Here is a 20,747-nt window from a genome sequence, read left to right as displayed (position 1 = left end):
AAGCCCTTCGCGGCGCTTGTCCAGTCTCTTAGACTGCCGCAATTTAGCATTTATCGCCAGTCACAGCTGTCTGACCGGGCAGCCAGCGTTGCAGAATTTGCTGCAGATCAGTGCGTTTGAACGGCTTGGCCAGGTAGTCGTTCATGCCGGCGTTCAGGCAACGCTCGCGATCGCCCTGCAAGGCATTGGCGGTCAGGGCGATGATCGGCATGGCCGCCGCCTGTGGCAGCAGGCGAATGCGCCGGGTGGCCTCGTAGCCATCGATGATCGGCAGGCGGCAATCCATCAGTGCGGCGGCAAAACGCTGACGTCCGGCCTGGGCCACGGCTTGGGCGCCATCAACTGCAACGCAGACTTCAAAGCCCAGGCTGCGCAGCATCGCTTCGATCACCGTCTGGTTCACCGGATTGTCCTCGACCAGCAGGATCCGTCGGCCCTGGCCGTCGTCTTCGGGGCGGGTCAGGCCACTGGGCAGGCGCGGCGTTTGCGCGGTCGACAGGGCCAGGGGCATTTCCAGGGTAAAAGTCGAGCCCAGGCCTTCACGGCTTTCGCCGCGCAGGGTTCCGCCCATCCGCTCGGCCAGGGTGCGGGCGATCGACAGGCCCAGGCCGGTGCCGCCATAACGGCGTGAGATCGAGCTGTCGGCTTGCTGGAAGGCAACGAACATCATCTCCAGGCGGGTGCTGTCGATGCCGATGCCGGTGTCGCGCACCGCGCAGGTGAACCAGATCAGCTGGCGGTCGAGCACCTGCCAGCGCGGTTCGATGTGCACGCTGCCGCGCTCGGTGAACTTCAGGGCGTTGCCGATCAGGTTGAGCAGCACCTGGCGGATGCGCGTCGGGTCGCCCACCACTTGCAGTTGTTCCATGCCCGGCGGCAGGCGCAGTTGCAGCTCCAGCTGGCGCTGCTGGGCCAGGTGCTGGAACGACTGCACACTGCTGCCGATCAGCTCGCCGAGGTTGAAGTCGATATGCTCAAGCTCGAGGTTGGTGCGCTCGATGCGCGAGAAATCGAGGATATCGTTGATGACCTTGAGCAGGTGCCCGGTCGACTCGCTGGCCACCGCGGTGTATTCGGCCTGCTCCTCGTTGAGCGGGGTTGTTTCCAGAAGTTGCAGCATGCCCATGACGCCGTTCATGGGCGTGCGCAGTTCGTGGCTCATCATCGCCAGGAAGTCGGATTTGGCCTTGTTCGCCTGTTCGGCTTCTTCGCGGGCCTGGATCAGTTGCGACATGGCTTGCTGTTGTTCATGGCTAGCTGTGCCCAGGGCGCTGGCAAGGTTGTTGATGTGCCGCGCCAGATGGCCCAGTTCGCTGTCGTCGACCACCGGCAGCGGCGCATTGAACTGCCCTTGCTGGATGGCCTTGACCGCATGGCCCATGTCGCTGATCGGCTTGGCCAGGCTCAGGGCCAGGCGCCGGGCGAGGATAAAGGTGAACAGCAGGGCAAACAGCGCGAGGATCCCGGCCTTGACCACGATTTCCTGCTGGCGCTCGCTGAAGGCATCGTCCGACATGCCAACGATTACCCGGCCCAGATAGTCGTCACCGATGCTCCTGGCCGGTGCGTTGCTGTGCAAAAAGTCGTTGTCCAGGCGGATCTGCTGCAGGCGAATGGGGGCCTGGAACACTTCGACCTGCTGTGCGCGGTTGTTGCTTTCGTCCGGCTGCTCGACATACACGAGGATATGGTTGCTGCTGTCCTGGACCTCGAGAAAGCGCACGTGGGGGATGCTCAAGGTCGCGCGCATGAGGCTTTCGAGCACTTCGTTATTACCGGCGATTACCCCGTATTCGGAGGCCGGGGCCAACTGGTTGGCGATCAACTGACCGGTGTGGTTGAGCTCCTGGCGCAAATCCTGGATACGCACGAAGGTAAAGAAGCTGATCAGCAGCAGGGTCAGCAACAGGGCCGGGCCGAGGCTGATGATCTGCGTGCGGGTGTGGATGTCCCAGCTCAGGCGCCGTCTCATGGTGTGCTTTCTCCTTCGGCCAGGGCCAGGGCGGCGGCGGACGGGTCAATCGCTTCGATGCCCAGGGCGCGGGCCACCTGCTGGTTGCCGAGCACGTTGAAGTGATCCGGATAGAGCGTGCGTGGCCAGCGATTGGGGGCCTGGTCGAGCAGCCGCTCGAGCACCGCCAGCCAGTCGTCCTGATCGCTCAGGGTACTGGCCAGGGCGCCGGCCTTGACGAAGCCGGCATTAGGCCCGATCAGCGCCATTTGCCGGCCATAGCTGCTGAGCAGAACGTTTTTCGCCGTTTTCGAGTTGTACAACTGTGGATCGTCGATGCCCAGCAGTACATCGCTGTTTTGCAGAAGACTTTGCAGTGGGCGGCTGTCGCGCAGGTCTGGCCAGGCTTCGGCGATGATCTCCAGGCCCAACGGGCTGGCCGCCTTGCGCAACTCGTCGAGCAGAAACTGGCTGTGCTCGGCATACAGCACGCCCACGCGCTTGGCCTGCGGCAACAGGTAGCGGGTCAGGCGCAGCTGGCGGGCCAGCGGCGGGTCGCTCCATAGCAGGCTCAGGTAAGGCGGGCGCAGGCTGCCCAGACGCTGTTGGGCCTGGACGCGGCTGACGCGCAAGGCCAGCGCAGGTGGACCGGCGCTTTCGCTCAGGCGCCATTCGAGGCTGGCGCCATCGAGCAGGATCAAGCGGGTGGCGGCTTTAATCTGGCTCGGTCGTGGCAGCTCGGCCACCGGCACGAAGCGCACCTGGTCGGCCGGGCGGCGCTCGCGCAAGGCGTCGACGAAGCTGCGTACGCCGGGGTTGTCCTGGCTGGCAGTGAGCAGGATCTCACTGGCCGACAGGCTGCCCAGGGGCCACAGGCAGACCAGCAGCAGCCAGCGCCGCAGGCGGCGCATCAGAACGCCAGCTCCGCACTGAAAGACAGCACGTGACGGCTGTCGTAGCGGTTGTCGTAGATGGTCGTCGGCTCGTCATCCAGGCGCTGCTGGAGCATGCCGGCCAGCTCCAGGCTGGTACGATTCCAGCGCAGGTGCTTGGCCACGCGTAAATCGACGCGTTCGAAGCGGTACTGGTTGAGGGCATCGTCGCCGTAGTAGAACAGCGCACTGGACCAGCCGCCGCCCCAGTTCCGCAGCCAGCCGGCCGAACCGCTGTTGTGGGCGCTCAGGCGCCGGTCGGCTGGGTTGCTGGCCCAGGCATCGACGTAGGCGTAGGTCAGGCGCAGGCGATCGGCCGGGCTCAGGCGCCAGTCCAGCTGCGCTTCGCTGCCGCTGAAGCGGGCCTTGTTGCTGTTGCTGGCAATGTACTGGTTGTTGCGCAGCGGTTCGCTGATCATGCCGGTGATTTCGTCGTAGAACAGCTTGAGGTCGACGCTCAGGTCGGCATCGGCGAAGTAACCGTTATAGCCCAGTTCCCGCGAGCGCATGCGCTCTTGCTCGAGATCGCCCGGGCCGCGGGTCTTGACGAAGTAATCGGCGTCGCGCTGGCCGAAGGCGCCAGGTTCCAGGTTATTGACCCGGTAGCTCCAGTTGACGTTGTTCTCGAACATGTCCGGCGAGCGCACCGCCTCCGAGTACACCGCGCGCAGGCCATGGCGCGGGGTGATCAGGTAGTTGACCGCCACCCGCGGGGTCAGCGAGCTGCCGGACAGCCGGGTATCTTCGTACATGGCCCCGCCCTGGAGGATCCAGTGCTCGTCGGCGCGCCATTCCAGGTGGCCGAACAGGCGCCAGGTGCTGTCGTCGAGGCTGCCATTGAAGTAAGTCTGCGAGTCGGCGCGGTCGTAGCGGTAATTGGCGCCACTGACCAGGCGCAGGCTGTCGGACAGGCTCAGGGTGTCCTGCACTTCAAGGTCGTAGCGGGTTTCCCGGGTGCTCTGGTCGATGTCGCCGCACACCTGCTGCGCGCCGCCGTTGCGCCATTGCTGCTGGACTTGCGTTGCCAGCGCGGTCTCCTCGCTGCTGCCGGCGGGCAGGGGTGAGGTGATGTTGCGCGCCACCTGCTCGGCGTAGTTCGGGTTCAGGCGCCAGAGCTGGGTCAGTTGCGGGCTGAACGACAGCGCCGCATCGCAGGCGCGCCACACCTGTTCACGTTCCCAGTGCTGGGCCGAGCCCTGGATGTACAGGCTATGGTTCGGGTTGAAGTCGATGTTCCAGCGCAGCGAGCCGGCGTAATCCTTGGCGTTGAGGTCGGCGTTGTTGCCGGCGGCAGTAACGTAGGGAAACACTGGTTTATAGGTATAAGGACGCTGGTCACTGCCTTCTTTGGCCGCGAACTGCCACTCCAGGCTCTGGTTGCTGGCCAGGGTGTGGCTGGCGCTGAGGTTCAGGCGGTTCAGGCGGCGGCTGTCGCGGTAGTCCTGGCCCAGGTGGTTCTCGTCGAAGCCGTCGTCCTGCATGCCCGACAATGACAGACGCAGGTCGCCACCGTCCCAGCCCAGGCCCTGGCTTGCGTACCAGTCATTGATGCCGCGCTGGCCACGGGTGACTTTCAAGCGCGTGCCGTGGCTGTCGGCCGGGCTGCGGGTAAGGATATTGACCACCGCCATCAGCGCATTGGCGCCGTAACTGACGGTGTTGGGGCCGCGGAACACCTCGATGCGCTCGATGTCTTCCATGGCCAGCGGGATATCGCTCCAGTCCACCGTGGCCAGGCCTGCGCGGTACACCGAGCGGCCGTCGATCAGCACCTGCATGCGCCGGGCATCGTTGACGTTGCTGCCGTGGTAGTTGACCGTCGGCTGGTTGCCGGCGCCGTAGCCGATCATCATCCCCGGCACCAGGCGCAGCAGTTCGGGTATGTCGCGGGCGCCGCTGGCGCGGATCAGCTCGTTGTCGAGCACGGTCATGCTGCCCGGCACCGCCGCTGGCGATTGCTTGAGGCGGGTGGCGGTGAGCACTTGCGGCAAAGCCTGGCTGTCGACGAACAGGTCGTCAGCCACACTGGGGCCGCTGAGCAGGGCAGTCAGCAGTAATAAAGGGCGTTTGCAGGTCGGGCCAAAAGACACAGTGCGGCCTTGGTAACAGGTTCAAGTCGGGCATGTTAACCGAGTGGTGGGCATTTTCCAGTCATGGCGCGACGCATCCCAACGGCGATTCGGTCATCTGCCACTGGCTCTGGCACCGGCGCTCCGTATAATGCGCAGGTCGCCACTTAAATTGGTTTTAACGGATTGGATATGACTGAACAGCAGCCTGTTGCAGTTCTGGGAGGCGGGAGTTTCGGCACCGCCGTGGCGAATCTGCTGGCAGAAAACGGTGTTCGGGTGCGCCAATGGATGCGCGACCCCGAGCAGGCCGAGGCCATGCGCAGCAACCGCGAGAACCCGCGCTACCTCAAGGGCATCAAGTTGCATGCCGGGGTCGAGCCGGTCAATGATCTGCTGGCGACCCTGCAGGCCTGCGAGCTGATCTTCGTCGCCTTACCTTCCAGCGCCCTGCGCAGCGTGCTGGCGCCCCACGCCCAGTTGCTGGGCGGCAAGATGCTGGTCAGCCTGACCAAGGGCATCGAGGCGCAAAGCTTCAAGCTGATGAGCCAGATCCTCGAAGAAATCGCCCCCCAGGCGCGCATCGGCGTGCTGTCCGGGCCGAACCTGGCCCGCGAAGTGGCCGAGCACGCGCTGACCGCCACCGTAGTCGCCAGTGAAGACGAGGCCCTCTGCCAGCAGGTCCAGGCTGTGCTGCACGGGCGCACCTTCCGTGTTTATGCCAGCGGCGACCGCTTTGGTGTCGAGCTGGGCGGGGCGTTGAAGAACGTCTACGCAATCATTGCCGGGATGGCCGTGGCCTTGGGTATGGGCGAGAACACCAAGAGCATGCTGATTACCCGCGCCCTGGCCGAGATGACCCGCTTCGCCGTCAGCCAGGGCGCCAACCCGATGACCTTCCTGGGCCTGGCCGGGGTCGGTGACCTGATCGTCACCTGCTCCTCGCCCAAGAGCCGCAACTACCAGGTTGGCCACGCCCTGGGCCAGGGCCTGAGCCTGGACGAGGCGGTCAGCCGCCTGGGCGAAGTGGCCGAAGGGGTGAACACCCTCAAGGTGCTCAAGGTCAAAGCCCAGGAGGTCCAGGTGTACATGCCCCTGGTCGCCGGCTTGCATGCGATCCTGTTCGAAGGCCGGACCCTGACCCAGGTGATCGAGCTGCTGATGCGCGGCGAGCCGAAAACCGATGTCGACTTTATCTCCACCAGCGGTTTCAACTAAGCAGGAGCAGGACATGAACGATTCTTCAAACCAGACCCAGCGCGAGTCGATCATCTTGCGCGTGCTGTGGATGCTGGTGTTCCTGGTGGTCTGGCAACTGGCCGAGCTGCTGCTCGGTGGCCTGGTGCTGGTGCAACTGATCTACCGGCTGATCTACGGCGCACCGAGTGCCAGCCTGATGAATTTCGGCGACAGCCTCAGCCAGTTCCTGGCCCAGATCGGCCGCTTCGGCAGCTTCCACAGTGACCAGAAGCCCTGGCCTTTCGCCGACTGGCCAACCCCGCGTGCGCCCGAAGGCGAGGCTGCCCACAGCGTGCCGGCTGCTCCGCACCCGGTGCGCGACGAAGAGCCAAAGCTGTGAAACTGTGGGTGCTGCGTCACGGCGAGGCCGAGCAGCGGGCCAACACCGATGCCGAGCGCCGGCTCACCGCCCATGGCCGCGAGCAGGTGCTGCGCAGCGCGGCGCAGTTGCTCGGGCAGCCGCTGCAGGTGATTCTCGCCAGCCCCTATGTGCGCGCCCAGCAGACTGCGGCGCTGGTCCACGAAGCCCTCGGATTCGGCAAACCGGTGCAGACCGTGCCGTGGCTGACCCCCGATAGTGACCCGCACGCGGTAATCAGTGAGCTGGAGAACCTGGGCGTGAACGAAGTGTTGCTGGTCAGTCACCAGCCGCTGGTGGGCAACCTGGTCAGCCTGCTGGCGCATGGCAGCCGCCAACCTCCGGCGCCGATGAGCACCGCCAGCCTGGCCGAACTCGAGGGTGAGTGGCCGCTGGCGGGGCTGATGACCTTGCGTGGCCTGAATCATCCATAAATCCGCTGATCGACCTAGCATTTTTACCAGTTGTCCTGCCCGGTACACCTTGTTAGCGTGCAATCAAGTTGCGGGGCAGGGTGTCCCAGGGAATTGGACTATGAGCAGTAGACATCTGGATCTGGTGTACTCGGCCGACGTGCAGCCGGCGCTCGACAAGGTGCAAAAGCACCAGGCGCTGGACTTTGCCGAGTACCGCATGTTGCAGGACAGCGCCGACGCCAAGCTCGACTACCTGCTGCGCAAGTTCGAAGGCCAGTACGAGCTGGAGCAACTGCGCCAGGCCAGCATTCGCATGTCACACCTGCTGCAGACCAGTTGCCTGGCCCTGCGCCGGCTCGAGCTCGATGTCGAAGACAAGCGCCGCGCCCGCGAAGCCCTCGAGCAGCAACTGGCCTATATGCAGGCCTGCCTGCGCCGCTCGATGGCCAGTTTCGGCGAGTATTGACCTGATTGCCGTCGCCGATGGCTTTTCCGGACATTGCCGCCACGGGTGCGGTTGCCGACAATGAGCCATCACTTCCTTCTGGATTGGCGGCCATGTCGCAGCAGATCTTCTTCGCCCATGCCAATGGCTTTCCCTCGGCCACCTACGGCAAGCTCTTTGCGGCGCTGGCGCCGGACTATCAGGTCAGCCACCTGGCCCAGCATGCCCACGATCCGCGCTTTCCGGTCAACGACAACTGGCAGAACCTGGTCGACGAGCTGATCCATCACCTGGAGCAACAGCCGGGCCCGGTCTGGGGCGTCGGGCATTCTTTGGGGGGTGTGTTGCACCTGCATGCGGCGCTGCGCTGCCCGCAGTACTACCGCGGCGTGGTGATGCTCGATTCGCCGGTGTTGACCCGGGTCGACCAGTGGCTGATCCAGGCCGCCAAGCGCATGGGCTTCATCGATCGCATCACCCCGGCCGGGCGCACCCTGGGCCGCCGCGAAGCCTTTGCCGACCGTGACAGCGCACGGGCCTATTTCGCTGGCAAAACGCTGTTCCGCCATTTCGATCCCGAATGCCTGGACGCCTACCTTGAGCATGGCTTGCAGCCCGGCGCAGACGGCTTGCGCCTGCGCTTTGACCCGGCTACCGAGATCAGCATCTACCGCAGCCTGCCGCACACCAGCCCGAGCCCGGCCAAACAGCTGCAGCTGCCCCTGGCCATGGTCCGTGGCAGCCACAGCCGGGTGGTCAAGCGCCATCACGCCCTGGCCGTGCGTGGCATGCCCAGGGGCGAATACCACAGCCTGCCGGGCGGTCATATGTTTCCGCTGGAGCACCCGAGCGATACCGCCAGCCTGATCAAGGGCCTGTTCGAGCGCTGGCAGGACACCCCGACATGAGCACTGAAATGGAAGAAGTACGCCTGAACCTGGGCCATATCGAGCTGGCCGCGCACCTGTTCGGCCCGGCCGACGGCTTGCCGGTGATTGCCCTGCACGGCTGGCTGGACAATGCCAACAGCTTTGCCCGCCTGGCGCCCCGGCTCAAGGGCCTGCGCATCCTCGCCCTGGACCTGGCCGGCCATGGCCATTCCGAGCATCGCCCGGCCGGCGCCGGCTACGCCCTGGCCGACTACGCCCACGATGTACTGCGGGTGGCCGAGCAGATGGGCTGGGAGCGCTTTGCCCTGCTCGGGCACTCGCTGGGGGCGATCATTTCGGTGCTGCTGGCCGGCGCCTTGCCCGAACGCATCACCCGCCTGGCCTTGATCGACGGGGTCATCCCGCCCACCAGCGGCCCGCAGGATGCCGCCGAACGCATGGGCATGGCCCTGCAGGCGCAACTGCGCCTGGACAGCAAGCGCAAGGCCGTGCACTCGACCCTCGAGCAGGCCATCGAGGCACGCATGAAGGGCCTGGTGGCGGTCAGCCGCGAGGCGGCCGAGCTACTTGCCCAGCGTGGGCTGATGCCGGTACCCGGTGGCTACACTTGGCGCAGCGACAGCCGCCTGACCCTGCCATCGCCCACGCGACTGAACCAGGCCCAGGCCATGAGCTTCGTGCAACGCATCGCCTGCCCGGCGAAACTGGTGGTGGCCGCCGACGGCATGCTGGCGCGCCACAGCGAGTTGCTCGAGCAGCTACCCTTTGAGCGAGAACAACTGCCGGGCGGTCATCATCTGCACCTGAATGACGAGGCCGGCGCAACCCTTGTTGCAGACTGTTTCAATCGCTTCTTTGGCATTTCTTGACTTGTGACCGGCAACTGTCGAGGCTTGGCGGGTTGAACAGGGAGATAACCATGAACGAGCAAGACAACGCCACATCATTTGACCACCTTGACGCCCCGCGCTCGGTGACGAGCCTATGAGGCTCAAATTGCTTACCCGGGCGGCCATGGCCGGGCTCGGCGTTCTCGCCAGCCTGCCGTTGCTGGCCGACGGCCTGCCGGTTCCGCTGGACGCCAAGGTGGTCGATCAGCGCGCGGCGGTACCGCAGGAGCGCATCTACCCCTTGGGCGGCCTGCGCAAGATCAGCAATCAGCTGCGGGTCGAGGGCAAGATCGAAAGCCGCGGCCAGGTCAGCTCCACCACCTATGAGCTGCCCCGCGAGCGCAGTGCCAACGAAGCCTTCACCGCCGCCCGCGAAGCCCTGCAGAACGATGGCGGTTATCCGTTGTTCTGGTGCCAGGCGCGTGATTGTGGCGAGAACAGCCTGTGGGCCAACGAGGTGTTCAAGAACCGCACGTTGTCGGGTGCCGACGAGCAACAGGCGTTCATTCTGCTGCGCCGCTCCGCCGAGCAGAGCAACACCCTGGTCGCCCTGTACAGCATCACCCGTGGCAACAAGCGTGCTTACCTGCACGTCGAAGAGTTCGTCGCCGATGCGCCCCTGGGCGAGTTGCTGCCCACGCCAGCCACCTTGATGCGCGAACTGCTCGACACCGGCAAGCTCGACTACCCTGACTTGAACGGCGAGCCGCCTGCGGCCTGGGTCAACCTGATCGGGCGCAGCCTGAACAACAACACCACCTTGCGCGTGAGCCTGAGCGGGGCCAAGGCGCAAGACTGGCGTGAGCAACTGGTAAAGGCCGGGGTGCGTCCAGCGCGACTGGAAGTGGGTAGCGCCGAGACTGATGGTTTCCACGTCGAACTGATTCGTTGATCGAGAAACATGATGCCCAATAATGACCGCCTGCTGGTGCAGATCATCCTGCTGGCGCTGCTTGGCGCAGGCCTCTGGGTGATGGCACCGTTCATTTCGGCGCTGCTCTGGGGGGCCATCCTGGCCTACGCCAGCTGGCCGCTGATGCGCCTGTTGACGCGCCTGCTCGGCGGTCGCGAAACCCTCGCCGCAGGGTTGTTGACCACCTTGTGGATATTGCTGGTGGCGTTGCCGCTGGTGTGGCTGGGCTTCAACCTGGCCGACCATATTCGCGATGCCACCGCCTTCGTGCGTGACGTGCAGGTCGATGGCCTGCCCGATGCGCCGGGCTGGCTGGGCAGCGTGCCTTTTGTCGGCGAGCGCCTGGTGGGCATGTGGAACACCATTGACCAGCAAGGCGCTGCGTTGTTGGTCACCATCAAGCCGTACCTGGGCCAGGTCGGCAACTGGCTGCTGGCGCGCAGCGCGCAGATCGGCAGCGGCATTCTCGAGCTGACCCTGAGCCTGGTCTTCGTGTTCTTCTTCTACCGTGACGGGCCGCGCCTGGCGGCGTTTGTCCTGCGCCTGCTGGACCGCCTGATCGGCGAGCGCGCCGAGTACTACCTCGAACTGGTGGCAGGTACCGTGCAACGGGTGGTCAACGGCGTGATCGGCACCGCTGCGGCGCAAGCGGTACTGGCGCTGATCGGCTTCCTGATTGCCGGTGTGCCAGGGGCGCTGGTGCTGGGGATCGTCACCTTCATGCTCAGCCTGATTCCCATGGGCCCACCGCTGGCCTGGGTGCCGGCTACCGCCTGGCTGGCCTGGCAGGGCGAGTACGGCATGGCGGTGTTCCTCGGCCTCTGGGGTACCTTCATCATCAGCGGCGTCGACAACGTGCTCAAACCCTACCTGATCAGCCGTGGCGGTAACCTGCCGCTGGTGATCGTCTTGCTCGGGGTGTTTGGCGGCTTGCTGGCCTTCGGCTTTATCGGCCTGTTCATCGGCCCGACCTTGCTGGCGGTGGCCTACAGCCTGTTGCTCGATTGGTCGCGCAGCGGGCCGGTGGCGCCGCCGCGTACCTGAGTTGATGGCCTAGAGCTGGGGGGCGGTGTTCTTCACCACCGCCAGCTCCGGGTGGGCGACCAGCTTGTCGATGTGCAGCTCGTCGTTGTTCATCCAGGTTTCGGTCAGCACCCGGTAGTGCTCCATGTCACGGCAGCGCATGCGCAAGCTGTAGTCGAAGTGGCCACTGATCAGCTGGCAGTCGAACACCTGCGGGCAGGCGCGCACGCAGGCCTCGAAGGCCTTTTGCGCGGCGCGCCCGCTCTGGTTGGAGAGGGCCACCAGCACCAGCAGCGACAGCCCCGGCGAAACCATCTGCACATCGATGATCGCGCCATAGCCGCGAATCACTCCGCGCCGTTCCAGCTTGCGCACCCGTTCCAGGCATGGGCGAGGGGTGAGGTGCACCAGCGATGAGAGCTTTTCATAGGTGATGCGCCCGTTGTGGCGCAACACATCGATGATCGCTTCGTCGATCCGGTCCAGGGGCGGCGTGGTCTGTGGGCTGTTGACCTTGGTATCCATGCAGGTTCGGCTTCACTTCAAACGGTTGGAAAGAAATTGCTGCAGGCGTTCGCTCTGCGGCTGGTCAAGTATCTCGGCGCTTCCTTGTTCCTCGACCCGGCCCTGATGCAGAAACAGCACCTGGCTCGACACTTGGCGGGCAAAGCCCATCTCGTGGGTGACCATGAGCATGGTACGGCCTTCCTCGGCCAGCGTCTGTATGACTTTCAGCACTTCACCGACCAGTTCCGGGTCGAGGGCCGAGGTCGGTTCATCGAAGAGGATGATTTCCGGCTCCATGGCCAGGGCCCGGGCAATCGCCACCCGCTGTTGCTGGCCACCGGAAAGAAACGCCGGGTACTGGTCAGCGGCGCGGGCCGGCAGGCCGACCTTGTCCAGGTACTTGCGTGCCCGCGCTTCGGCTTCCTGGCTGCTGACCCCGAGCACCCGCCGGGGCGCCATGCAGATGTTCTCAAGCACCGTCATGTGGCTCCACAGGTTGAAGTGCTGGAACACCATGGCCAGGCGCGTGCGCAGGTTCTGCAACTGCGCTGGGTGCGGCGCCCGGCTGCCGGCGCGGCCCTGGCGCATTTCGATGGTCTGCTGATCGAGGGTGATGACCCCGGCATCGGGTTGCTCAAGGAAGTTGATGCAGCGCAGCATGGTGCTCTTGCCTGAGCCGCTGGCACCGATCAGGCTGATCACGTCGCCTTTGCGCGCCTGCAGCGAGACACCCTTGAGCACTTCATGATCGCCGTAGCGTTTGTGCAGGTCGGCAACGCTCAGTTTTACCGTGGCGTCGGCGGCGACGTTGGCAATGCGCGGGCTTGGACGTGCGCCGTGAGTGTGTTCGCCGGTCGACAAGGCGTGTGCGGTAGTGGTCATGAGTTAGCCTCGGGCAGGAACAAGAAAACCCATCCAGCGCCGCTCGGCCAGGCGAAACAGCCCGACCAGCGCGAAGGACAGCAACATGTACAGCAGTGCCGCGGTTCCGAAGGCCTGGAAGGTCAGGAAGGTGGCGGCATTGGCATCGCGGGCGACTTTGAGGATGTCGGCGATGGTGGCGGTAAAAGCCAGCGAGGTAGCGTGCAGCATCAGGATCAGCTCGTTGCTGTAAGCCGGTAATGAGCGGCGCAGAGCCGCCGGCAGCACCACGAACAGGTTCAGCTTCCAGCCGTGCAGGCCGTAGGCCTGGGCCGCTTCGATCTCGCCATGGGGGATATTGCGAATCGCCCCGGCGAAAATCTCCACGGTGTAGGCGCAGGTATTGAGCACGAAAGCCAGCAGGGTGCAGTTCAGCGCATTGCGAAAGAACTGGTCGAGCAGGGCGTGATCGCGCACCACCTCCAGCCCGTACAGGCCGGTGTAGCAGATCAACAGCTGGATATACAGCGGCGTGCCGCGGAACACGAAGGTGTAGAACTCCACCGGCCAGCGCAACCACAGGCTGCGCGAGACCCGCGCCAGGGCCAGCGGCAGCGACAGGAAAAAGCCCAGGACCATGGTGATGACGAACAGCCACAGGGTCATGGCCAGCCCGGAAAGCCCGGCGCCGTCACTGTAGAGGTAGGCCTGGCCGTATTGCTCAAAGAGTTCGATCATCGTGCCAGCCCCTTGATACCGGTGTTGTAACGCCGCTCCAGGTGCTTGAACAGACGGTTGGAGAGGGTGGTGATCAGCAGGTACACAAGCCCGGCGATGATCAGGAAGTACAGGGTGTTGTTGGTGGTCTTGCCGGCGTTTTGTGCGGCCTTGACCAGGTCGGCCAGGCCGATGATCGACACCAGCGCAGTGGACTTGAGCAGCACCAGCCAGTTGTTGCCAAGGCCCGGCAGGGCGAAGCGCATCAGTTGCGGGAACAGCACCAGGCGAAAGCGTTGCGCGCGGCTCAGACCGTAGGCCGTGGCGGCTTCCAGTTGCCCGGCCGGGACGCTGAGGATCGCCCCGCGAAAGTTCTCGGTGAAGTAAGCGCCGTAGATAAAGCCCAGGGTGATGACCCCGGCGGTGAACGGGTCGATCTCGAAGTAGTCCCAGCCGAGCAGCTCGGTCAGGTCGTTGAGCCACAATTGCAAGGTGTAGAAAATCAGCAGGATCAGCACCAGGTCCGGCACACTGCGAATCAGCGTGGTGTACAGAGTGGCCGGTACCCGCAGCAGTTTCAGCCGCGAGAGCTTGGCGCTGGCACCGAACAGGCCCAGTGCCAGGCTCAGGGCCAGCGACAACAGCGCCAGTTTCAGGGTCATCCAGGTCCCTTGCAGCAACAGCGGGCCGAAGCCCTGCAGGCTCAAGGCCTGCCAGCCATGGGAGTGAAGGAAGTCGTTCACGGGAAAAATCTCGGTAGGACGCAGGGCAAATGCGGGCGCGATCAGCTCAGGGCGAGCCGATCGCGACTACACGGCTTACTCGTTGTAGATATCCAGGTCGCCGACGTATTTTTTCTGGATTTCGGCGAAGGTACCGTCGGCGTGCACCGCGGCAATGCCTTTGTCGAGCAGGGCCTTGAGCTCGCTGTCGTTCTTGCGCAGGCCCATGGCGATATCCAGGGGCAGGGTCGGGTCCTTGATCGCCGGGCCGCTCTTGAAGTCGGCGCCTTCGGGTTTGGAAAGGAAGTTGAGCTGGGCTTCGAGCTTGTCGGTCAAGGTGGCGTCGAGACGGCCGTTGAGCAGGTCGGCGTAGTTCTGGTCCTGAGCCTGATAAGCCTTGACCTGGGCCCCCAGCGGCGCCAGTTTGGCGCGGGCGTAGGCTTCCTGCAGCGAGCCTTGCAGCACGCCGACCTGCTTGCCTTTGAGCGATTCCGGGGTATCGCCGAAGTCGGCGCTCTTGCGCACGATAACCGAGGTCGGGCTGAGGAACAGTTTGGCGCTGAAATCGATCTGTTTCTGCCGCGCCGGGGTCACCGCCATCGACGACATGATCGCGTCGAACTTGCGTGCCCGCAGGGCCGGGATCATGCCGTCGAATTCGTTGTGCACCCAGGTGCATTTGACCTGCAGCTTGGCGCAGATGGCGTTGCCCAGCTCGATGTCGAAGCCTTGCAGGCTGCCATCGGCAGCAACCGATTCAAAAGGGGGGTATTCGGGGTAGACGCCGAAACGGATCTCGGTCCATTCCTTGGCCTGCACCGCACTTGCGCACAGTGGCAGGAGCAGCACGCTGAGGAGCTTTCGCAGCGAAGTCATATGAGTATCCCTGAGTTTTATAGTTGATGTAGGGCAGTGGTGCGCTTCTGGTCTTTTAGTGACTCTCTGGTCGGGCTCAGAATGCGCGATGACGACGTTTTTTTTGTGTCGTTTGCGCCGGCGTCGGCTGCCGGATTTTGCTGTTAACGCGTGAATGGCAGCCGAATCGGCTGGAGCACCTCCTGTTTGAGCTTCGTGTGCAGCGGTTTCCGATCTGCCGCACCGCGGCGCGGCAGAATCGGTCGGCCTCAGGCGCGTTTTTTCTGCAGGTCTGCAACCGGGGCGCGCAGCAGCGCGAACAGGTCTTTCGGGTCCTTGAGCTCCGGCACCAGGGCAATCTCGCTGCCGATGTCCAGGGCCTTGGCGACGTCCAGCACATAGCGCAGGGCCGAATAGTCCTCTAGAGCAAAGCCGACCGAATCGAACAGGGTCACTTGCTCGGCGTTTTCGCGCCCGGCGGCCTGGCCGTTGACCACTTGCCAGAATTCGGTGGTGGGCGAGTCGGCAGGCATTTGCTGGATTTCGCCTTCGATGCGGCTTTGCGGTTCGTACTCGACGATCACCCGGGCGCGCTCGACGATCTCGCGGTGCAGTTCGGTCTTGCCCGGGCAGTCGCCGCCGACGGCATTCAGGTGCATGCCAGGTTCGATCATTTGCGGAGTGAGGATGGTGGCGTAGGCCTTGTCGGCAGTCACCGTGGTGACAATATCGGCGCCGCGCACCGCGTCGGCGACAGAGCCGGCAACGCTGACCTTGATGGCCGGGAAGGCGGCGAGGTTGGCCACCAGCTTGGCGCTGGCCGCAGGGTCCAGGTCATACAGGCGGATGTCGTCGATGCCCAGCAGGGCATGGAAGGCCAGGGCCTGGAACTCGCTCTGTGAGCCGTTGCCGATCAGCGCCATGCTGCGGCTGTTTTTGCGCGCCAGGTAGCGCGCGGCCAGGGCCGAGGTGGCGGCGGTGCGGATGGCGGTGGTCAGGGTCATCTCGCTGAGCAGCACCGGCGCGCCGCTATCAACGTCGCCCAGGGCGCCGAAGGCCATCACTGTGAGCATGCCGCGCTGGGTGTTTTTCGGGTGGCCGTTGACGTACTTGAAGGCGTACAGGTTGGCATCGGACACCGGCATCAGCTCGATCACCCCGTCGGCCGAGTGGTTGGCCAGGCGCGCGCATTTTTCGAAGTCGTGCCAGCGCAGGTAGTCCTCACGGATGTACTCGGCCATCTCGCTGATGCAGGTGCTCAGGCCTTTGCGTGCCACCAGGCGGCTGAGGTCGGTAACGTCGATATAGCGGGTCATGGTGAACTCCTTTGTTGTAATCAGTGACGGACAGGCAGGTGCACTTCGGCGAGCATGCAGCGCGCGCTGCCGCCGCCGATGCGCTCGATATGGTCGATGTTCACCACCACCGGGTGGCTGTGCTGCTCGACCTGCCGGCGTTGTTCTGGGGTGAGCGAGCGCCAGGCGCTGCGCGACATCACCAGCAGTGGCTGGCCTTGCTTGTCGTGGACTTCGAGCATGTTGCCGGCAAAGCCTTCGAGCTGGTCGAAGTCCAGGGCCAGGATGTCCTTGCCGGTGTCGCGCAGCGAATGCTCCAGGGCGCGACGCTCATCGGCCTCGGGCAGCGCCTGCAGGCAGACCACCGAGAGCCCGCGGCCGACGCTCATCATCACGTTGCTGTGATAGATCGGTGCCTGGTGGCGGTCGACGGCGTGGAACAGGCACAGGCGATAATCGAGCTGTTCGGCGAACAGGCGCAGGGCCTGGGTGTGGGTGCGCCCGGAGTGGCAGGCGTAGCTGATCCGGTGTTCACGATCGAGGACCATGCTGCCGGTCCCTTCCAGATACATACTCTGCTGTTCCAAGGGGCTCAGATCGATGGTCTGACGGACGGCGAAGCGCTCTTCAAGCACCTTGAGCACGCCCTTGCTGCGCTCCAGGCGGCGGTTCTGGCCCTCCATCGGGTAGAGCACCAGGCTGCCGTCGGCGTGGCTGCTCCACCAGTTGTTGGGGAAGATCGAATCAGGGGTGTGCGGCGCCGGGGTGTCCTGCACCACCAGCACTTCGACACCGTGCTGGCGCAGGGTATCGACGTAGCCATCGAACTCTTCCAGCGCTTTCTGCTGTGCCTGCTGCGGGTCGAGCAGGGCTTGCTGGAAACGGTTGTTGAGGGCGGTGTCCGGGTTGAAGGCGAACCGCGCCGGGCGGATCATCAAGACTGTATTTGTTGTTTGCATCGAGGCACGCATCCGGGGTTGGCTGTGTGCTTATTGTCGACGTGATCAAGGATAAATCCCGGCTGAAGCGCATTGGGTGCTCAGCCGGTAAAGCTGAAATAGTGGGTTTGGCAGCGGATTCTGCTGCGACGGGTCAAGGCCGCTGTTGCTTCAAGGCGAGCAGTTGGCGCGCCAGGGTCAGGGCGGTACGGGCGCTGTGTTCGCCGGGCACGATATGGCTGAAGGGTAGGTCGATCAGGCGGTCGTCGCGTACCGCGCGCAGGTGCGAAAGCGCCGGGTGTTTATGCAGGTAGGCGCGCTTGCCGGCGGCCGGCGACCACACCGCATCGGCAAGGATGATCACGTCAGGATCGGCGCGCAGCAGGCGCTCGGCATCGACCGTAACCCGGTTCAGCTCCACCTCGGCGTACAGGTTGCGCCCGCCTGCTGCGTCGATCAACTGGGTGATGAAACCGCGCTTGCCTTCGCTTTGCAGGCCGTTGACCTCGCTGTCGAGGTAGAACACCGACAGCGGCGGGCTGTGCCCGGCGATGGTTTTGGCGGTGGCCAGGTCCTGGCGCTGGCGGGTGATCAACTGGCTGGCCCGGGCCTCGCGCTGCAACAGGTGGCCAAGGCTGCGCAGGTCTTGTTCAATGGCGGCAAAGCCGTTTCCCGGCGCTGGCGCGCAGGCGTTTTCCAGCAGGTAGCTGGCGATGCCGTTGGCCTGCAGGGTGGTGCGCGGGGCGACCCCGTCGCGGTCACGAAAGGCGCTGGCAAAGCCGCCGACCAGCAGGTCGTAACCTTGGGCATAGACCACTTCGGTTGCCGGGTAGCGACGCGACAGCAGGGGGACGCCGCGATAGCGTCCGCTGGTCAGCGCCTGGGCGTCATCATCTATATAGCTGACGGCGGCCAGCGCCGGGCCGGCGTCCAGGGCCAGCAGCAGGTCGGCGGCGTGCTGGTTGAGGGCCAGGATGCGTTGCGGGCGCTCCTGTGGCAGTTGCCAGGTGTGTCCGCAGTTCTGATAGTCCAGGGCCATGGCGCTGCTGCTCAACAGGGCCAGCACGCTGGCGCCCAACCCCCTCATGAGCCCTGGCCGTTGAGCAGCAACTCGGGCACCGGTTGGCCGTCGATCAGGTGCACACGCACCAGGCGCTGAGCGTCTTCGGCGTTGGCTACCCGGTACCAGCAGCGGTCCGGATATACCGTCAGCACCGGGCCGAGGTTGCACGGGAACTGGCAATGGCTGCGGGTCAGCAGCACGCCGTCAGTGGTTTCGATGCGGTTGGCCACCAGCAGCTCGCGGCGCAGGACTTTCCACAGTGGCAGGGCACCGCGTTGTACGCAGCGCGGGCCGGTGCAGAGCATCACATGGCGGGTATGCTCGGGGATCTGCGACCACTCCGGCTTGCTCTGGATTTGCTCTTCGGCGAGGCGGCCGCGGCGACGTTTGGGGGTTGTTGCTGTCATGGACTTCTCGAAAAATATTCGCGAAGCGCACAGGAGGGCCCCGGCCAACACGCGCCAGGCAGCCGGCTCGTGCCCGCCCTCCGCAGGTTTGCCTAAGTGACTGCATGCAGTCGTGGGGCTTCAGGCCGGTCTCCGGGCTTGCGAGGCGTAAAGTCATTCGCCTTCCCGTGCCTGTGGGCACAGTGGCGTGTTGAATGCTTCACTCGCTTACCGTTGCGGGGGCAGCGCCGGACTGGTCGATAACGACGCACCGGCTTCCCGTTTCACCTGACGCACGGCGGCGGCAGGCACCTGAAACTGGCAGGCATCTGACCATCAGCCCAGGCGTTCGTCAACTGCGCCGGCATGGCCCTGGGTGTGCAGGCGCTTGTACAGGGTGGTGCGGCTGATGCCGAGGGCCCGGGCCAGGGCCGAGATATTGCCATTGAGGGCACGCAGGCGCTGGCCGAGATCGTCAGTGTTTGCCGGCGTGGCCAGCACTGGCGCGGCGGGCTTGGTCTCAGGCAGGTCGGCAAAGAAACTGTCGGGCAGGTGCTCCACGGCAATCGGCCGTTCGCCGGCCAACGCCAGGGCCACCTGCAGCACGCTGGCCAGTTGTCGCAGGTTGCCCGGCCAGGGATGCTGAAGCAGCAGTTCCAGCACTTTGCCGGGCAATTGCGTCGGTGCCCCCGGTTCGCGGTACTGCTGGTGGAGCTGTTCGATCAGGGCCAGGCGGTCGCTGCGTTCGCGCAGCGGTGGCAGCATCAGGCTCAGGCCGGCGATGCGGTAGTACAGGTCCTGGCGAAAATGACCCAGGCGCACCTGTTCGGCGAGGTTGTGGTTGGTCGCCGAGACCACGCGGATATCCACCGGCGTCGGTTCGCCGCTGCCCAGTGGCTGGATGCTGCGGGTTTGTAGAAAGCGCAGCAGGCGTGCCTGGGTGGGCAGCGGCATGTCGCCGATTTCGTCGAGAAACAAAATGCCATGGTCGGCCTTGCGGATCAGTCCGATGTTGCCCTTGTGGTGGGCGCCGGTGAACGCGCCTTTCTCGTAGCCGAACAGCTCCGACTCGACCAGCTCGGCCGGAATCGCCGCGCAGTTCACCGCAATCAATGGCTGCGTGGCGCGGCTACTGGCGCGGTGCAGGGCAGTGACAAAGACCTCCTTGCCGGCGCCGGTTTCGCCCTCGATCAACAGCGGGATGTCTTTTTCCAGCAGCAACCCGGCCTGGCGCAGGGCCTTGTCGATACGCGGATCGCAGCTTGGTTGCGGGCGGTTGAGCGCTGCTGCTGGTGATGCTGTGGGGGCATGCAGCAGGCAATGGAAGCGGTTGCGCCCGGCCACCTGCAGCGCAAATGGCTGGTCAGCCCGGTGGGCCAACAGTTGCGCCAGCGGCGTGCGGAACAACTGCTCCAGGTTCAGTTGCAGTGGGTTCTGCCCAAGCAGACTGTCGGCCCGACGGTTGGCCGCCAGCACCCGGCCCTGGTCATCGAACACCAGCAGCCCGGCCCATTGGCTGTCGAGGTTGTTGGCCCCGGTGTTGAAGCTCAGCTGTTGGTAGTGCCCGGCAAAACGCGCCAGGATCAGGCGGTTCTCCAGGCTCTGGCTCATCATCCGTACCAGGCCCTGAGTTTGCGCCGTCGGCAGGTAGCTGTCGCTGGACACATCGAGCACGCCGATCAGCTGGCGCTCGGCATCGAACAGCGGCGCGGCGGCGCTGGCCATGAAGCGGTTGAGCTTGAGGAAGTGTTCGTCCTGGCTGACATGTACCGCTTCGCCGGTGGCCAGGGCTGTGCCGATGGCGTTGGTGCCCACCCCTTGCTCGCGCCAGCAGGCACCGGCGACAAAGCCGTGGCGCTGGCGCGGGTCGATAAAGCGCCGGGTGCCCCAGGCATCGAGCAACTGGCCGTGATCGTCGCTGAGCATGATCAGGTAGCTGGAGTTACCCAGCAGGTGCGCGTACTGCGGCAGCACCTCGTCGCGAGTGGTGCCCAGCAGCGAGTGCTGGCGTTCGAGCAGCTCGCTGACCTGCACAGTAGATGCGTCGCCGAACTGCGGTTGCGACTGGTGGTCCAGGCCGTAGGCGCGGCAGCGCTGCCAGGACGCCTGGATCAGTTGCGCATGGGCGCTGGTGGATGCGGCCATGGGCCCGTCCTCTGCCGGCGGCAGTGTTGTTGTTTTTGTGTGATCCAGTGTTGTTCAGTCCTGTTCATTGTCAATGCCGCGGCTGTTCAACCGTGCAGTGAAGGTTGTTCATTTGTGTTCAGGAGTGAACTT

General features: G+C 64.6%; 21 protein-coding genes and 1 riboswitch. Of the genes, 8 read left to right on the top strand and 13 right to left on the bottom strand.

All coding sequences use genetic code 11. The features are described 5' to 3' along the window. Positions 1-43: 43 nt before the first annotated feature. The 3 genes from JYG36_RS18640 to JYG36_RS18630 are packed head-to-tail and all read right to left on the bottom strand — an operon-like array spanning position 44 to position 4,973. Positions 44-1,972, bottom strand: coding sequence for an ATP-binding protein (locus tag JYG36_RS18640; RefSeq protein ID WP_045202183.1), 1,929 nt, complete (start codon positions 1,970-1,972; stop codon positions 44-46). Further along, a complete protein-coding gene (locus tag JYG36_RS18635) occupies positions 1,969-2,862 on the bottom strand; it encodes an ABC transporter substrate-binding protein (protein ID WP_213601993.1) in 894 nt (297 codons plus the stop codon). The genes JYG36_RS18640 and JYG36_RS18635 overlap by 4 nt, the downstream gene beginning before the upstream one ends. Further along, positions 2,862-4,973 carry a TonB-dependent receptor plug domain-containing protein gene (locus JYG36_RS18630; RefSeq protein WP_213601991.1) on the bottom strand — a complete coding sequence of 704 codons (2,112 nt, stop codon included), beginning with the start codon at positions 4,971-4,973 and terminating at the stop codon, positions 2,862-2,864. The genes JYG36_RS18635 and JYG36_RS18630 overlap by 1 nt, the downstream gene beginning before the upstream one ends. A 171-nt stretch (positions 4,974-5,144) precedes the next feature. Here JYG36_RS18630 and JYG36_RS18625 point away from each other — a divergent pair, with 171 nt between their 5' ends. The 8 genes from JYG36_RS18625 to JYG36_RS18590 all read left to right on the top strand — a co-directional run bounded on the left by JYG36_RS18625 (position 5,145) and on the right by JYG36_RS18590 (position 11,147). Further along, the gene (locus tag JYG36_RS18625; protein ID WP_045202177.1) at positions 5,145-6,170 is read left to right on the top strand and encodes an NAD(P)H-dependent glycerol-3-phosphate dehydrogenase; all 1,026 of its coding nucleotides are present in this window, start codon (positions 5,145-5,147) and stop codon (positions 6,168-6,170) included. Between the two features lie 13 nt (positions 6,171-6,183). After that, entirely contained in the window at positions 6,184-6,531 is a 348-nt protein-coding gene (locus JYG36_RS18620; protein ID WP_213601989.1) for a DUF4389 domain-containing protein, read from the top strand. Then, positions 6,528-6,983, top strand: coding sequence for a phosphohistidine phosphatase SixA (gene sixA / locus JYG36_RS18615; RefSeq protein ID WP_045202173.1), 456 nt, complete (start codon positions 6,528-6,530; stop codon positions 6,981-6,983). Before JYG36_RS18620 ends, sixA begins: the two co-directional genes overlap by 4 nt. 100 nt (positions 6,984-7,083) lie before the next feature. Beyond that, positions 7,084-7,431, top strand: a complete 348-nt coding sequence (locus JYG36_RS18610; protein WP_045202171.1) for a hypothetical protein — start codon at positions 7,084-7,086, stop codon at positions 7,429-7,431. Positions 7,432-7,523: 92 nt separating this feature from the next. Next, a complete protein-coding gene (locus JYG36_RS18605) occupies positions 7,524-8,318 on the top strand; it encodes an alpha/beta hydrolase (RefSeq protein ID WP_093385316.1) in 795 nt (264 codons plus the stop codon). Next, entirely contained in the window at positions 8,315-9,169 is an 855-nt protein-coding gene (locus tag JYG36_RS18600) for an alpha/beta hydrolase (RefSeq protein ID WP_093385311.1), read from the top strand. The genes JYG36_RS18605 and JYG36_RS18600 overlap by 4 nt, the downstream gene beginning before the upstream one ends. A gap of 145 nt (positions 9,170-9,314) precedes the next feature. After that, complete coding sequence (locus tag JYG36_RS18595) at positions 9,315-10,082, top strand: DUF4892 domain-containing protein (RefSeq protein WP_249744445.1); 768 nt, start codon at positions 9,315-9,317, stop codon at positions 10,080-10,082. Positions 10,083-10,094: 12 nt separating this feature from the next. After that, positions 10,095-11,147, top strand: coding sequence for an AI-2E family transporter (locus JYG36_RS18590; RefSeq protein ID WP_045202231.1), 1,053 nt, complete (start codon positions 10,095-10,097; stop codon positions 11,145-11,147). A gap of 9 nt (positions 11,148-11,156) precedes the next feature. On the opposite strand, the gene JYG36_RS18585 is transcribed toward JYG36_RS18590, so the two are convergent. The 10 genes from JYG36_RS18585 to JYG36_RS18540 form a co-directional block, all read right to left on the bottom strand. Next, positions 11,157-11,651 (bottom strand): Lrp/AsnC family transcriptional regulator, encoded by a 495-nt coding sequence (locus JYG36_RS18585; RefSeq protein ID WP_010224632.1) that lies wholly within the window; start codon positions 11,649-11,651, stop codon positions 11,157-11,159. 12 nt (positions 11,652-11,663) lie between these two features. After that, on the bottom strand, positions 11,664-12,515 hold the full coding sequence (locus JYG36_RS18580; RefSeq protein WP_249744366.1) for an ABC transporter ATP-binding protein: 852 nt from the start codon (positions 12,513-12,515) through the stop codon (positions 11,664-11,666). 3 nt (positions 12,516-12,518) lie between these two features. Further along, on the bottom strand, positions 12,519-13,232 hold the full coding sequence (locus JYG36_RS18575; protein ID WP_093385307.1) for an ABC transporter permease: 714 nt from the start codon (positions 13,230-13,232) through the stop codon (positions 12,519-12,521). Then, on the bottom strand, positions 13,229-13,954 hold the full coding sequence (locus JYG36_RS18570; RefSeq protein ID WP_038996184.1) for an ABC transporter permease: 726 nt from the start codon (positions 13,952-13,954) through the stop codon (positions 13,229-13,231). The genes JYG36_RS18575 and JYG36_RS18570 overlap by 4 nt, the downstream gene beginning before the upstream one ends. A 75-nt stretch (positions 13,955-14,029) precedes the next feature. After that, the gene (locus tag JYG36_RS18565; protein ID WP_045202161.1) at positions 14,030-14,809 is read right to left on the bottom strand and encodes an ABC transporter substrate-binding protein; all 780 of its coding nucleotides are present in this window, start codon (positions 14,807-14,809) and stop codon (positions 14,030-14,032) included. 248 nt (positions 14,810-15,057) lie between these two features. After that, positions 15,058-16,104 carry an ornithine cyclodeaminase gene (ocd, locus tag JYG36_RS18560; protein ID WP_093385303.1) on the bottom strand — a complete coding sequence of 349 codons (1,047 nt, stop codon included), beginning with the start codon at positions 16,102-16,104 and terminating at the stop codon, positions 15,058-15,060. A gap of 20 nt (positions 16,105-16,124) precedes the next feature. Further along, positions 16,125-17,042: a citrulline utilization hydrolase CtlX gene (gene ctlX, locus JYG36_RS18555; RefSeq protein WP_093387627.1), complete on the bottom strand. Its 918-nt coding sequence runs from the start codon at positions 17,040-17,042 to the stop codon at positions 16,125-16,127. Between the two features lie 133 nt (positions 17,043-17,175). Continuing rightward, positions 17,176-18,108 carry an ABC transporter substrate-binding protein gene (locus tag JYG36_RS18550; protein ID WP_213601987.1) on the bottom strand — a complete coding sequence of 311 codons (933 nt, stop codon included), beginning with the start codon at positions 18,106-18,108 and terminating at the stop codon, positions 17,176-17,178. Then, positions 18,105-18,491, bottom strand: coding sequence for a (2Fe-2S) ferredoxin domain-containing protein (locus JYG36_RS18545; protein ID WP_045202155.1), 387 nt, complete (start codon positions 18,489-18,491; stop codon positions 18,105-18,107). The genes JYG36_RS18550 and JYG36_RS18545 overlap by 4 nt, the downstream gene beginning before the upstream one ends. A gap of 106 nt (positions 18,492-18,597) precedes the next feature. Next, positions 18,598-18,801: riboswitch (cobalamin riboswitch) on the bottom strand. A 5-nt stretch (positions 18,802-18,806) separates the two neighbouring features. Continuing rightward, positions 18,807-20,615 carry a sigma-54-dependent Fis family transcriptional regulator gene (locus JYG36_RS18540; protein WP_213601985.1) on the bottom strand — a complete coding sequence of 603 codons (1,809 nt, stop codon included), beginning with the start codon at positions 20,613-20,615 and terminating at the stop codon, positions 18,807-18,809. Positions 20,616-20,747: the final 132 nt, after the last annotated feature.

The sequence above is a fragment of the Pseudomonas sp. SORT22 genome (genome assembly GCF_018417635.1).
Lineage (GTDB): Bacteria > Pseudomonadota > Gammaproteobacteria > Pseudomonadales > Pseudomonadaceae > Aquipseudomonas.
Note: the sequence above shows the minus strand (reverse complement) of the source record. Positions and strands in the feature narration are given on the sequence as shown.